Raw genomic sequence first — 1342 nt, 5'->3', positions numbered from 1 at the left:
CCGTGTCTCTAATAGGTGGTGACCGGCGAGTGAGTCGGTTGGGGGATGCTGGTGTTGGCTGTGCTGGGTGTGACTACTCCGTGTCTTGCCGGATTCGATCGTCGGGTTCTGGCTTGGTTTCGACTTGTCCACCCGGCAGAGCCGGTGCCGGCCTCCCTGCGTGGCGATGACTGGATAGAAGCCCGTCCTTTGACTCCTTAGAGACCTGTCTCGCCACACATTTCGTTGTGGTTGACCGGCACCGGCCGATAGCAGGATCCCTTGTTATCGGCGAGCCGACGAGTCAGGAGGAACCCGCTTTGTCCAGTATCTCAGATGACTACGACTACGTCGTGGGCGTCGACACGCACACCCGAACCCACCAGTACGCCATCCTCGCCGCGGCCACCGCGACGGTGGTCGCCGGCCCGGAAAAGTTCGCGGTGACCGCGGCCGGGTTCGTCAAGGTCATCGCCTGGATCGCCCGGCACACCAGCGGCGGGCGGGTGCTCGCAGCGGTGGAGGGCACCAACTCCTATGGTGCCTCGCTGGCCGCGGCGTTGACCGCGGCGCAGATCCCGCTGACCGAGGCCCGGCCGGCATCGAAGAAGGCCCGCCGCGGAGTGGGCAAAACCGACAGTCTCGATGCGGTCCGCGCGGCCCGCTCGGTGCTCTCGCTCGAGCGCGGTGAGTTGACCAACCCACGCCAGGGCGCCGCCCGCGCCGATCTGCAGGTCCTGCTGATCATCCGCCGGCAGACAACGAAGGAGAAGACCTCCAAAGTCAACGCCCTCAACGCAATTGTTCGTATCACCGGGCTGCTCGCGGACACTCGGGCCAAGCTCACCATGCGTCAGATCCGCGGTATCGCCACCGGCACCCTGCCGGTGGCCGGGTCACCGGTCACCACCGGCCAGGCCGCTGCCCTGGCCCGCGACATCCTCGACTGCCAGCGTGCGTTGACCGCCAACAACACCCAGCTGCGGACTCTGGTGGCCCGATGGCGGCCCGAACTGCTCGCCCTGCCCGGCGTCGGCCCGGTCACCGCCGCGCAGATCCTGTGCGCCTGGTCGCATCCGGGCCGATTCGCCAGCGACGCACACTTCGCCTCACTGGCCGGGGTGAGCCCGGTCCCCATCGGCAGTGGTAACTCGCTGGTCTATCGACTCAACTACGGCGGTGACCGCCAACTCAACAGTGCCCTGCATACCATCATGCTCACCCGCAAACGCTGCGACCCACGCACCCAGGCCTACATCGCCAAACGCACCGCCGACGGCAAAACCCCCCGTGCCATCAACCGACTCCTCAAACGCTACATCGCCCGCGAAATCTACAAACTCCTCGAACATCCCACCACCAC

At 66.2% G+C, this 1342-nt stretch carries 1 protein-coding gene; it reads left to right on the top strand.

Features of this window, described 5'->3' with window-relative positions; all coding sequences use genetic code 11:
• Nucleotides 1–299 precede the first annotated feature (299 nt).
• Nucleotides 300–1342 (top strand): IS110 family RNA-guided transposase (locus HH308_RS29255; RefSeq protein WP_170197813.1); only part of this gene is annotated, 1043 nt, incomplete at its 3' end.

The organism is Gordonia asplenii, from assembly GCF_012933505.1.
GTDB lineage: Bacteria > Actinomycetota > Actinomycetes > Mycobacteriales > Mycobacteriaceae > Gordonia > Gordonia asplenii.
The sequence above is the reverse complement of the archived record's forward strand: the minus strand, read 5'-3'. Positions and strand labels throughout refer to the sequence as shown.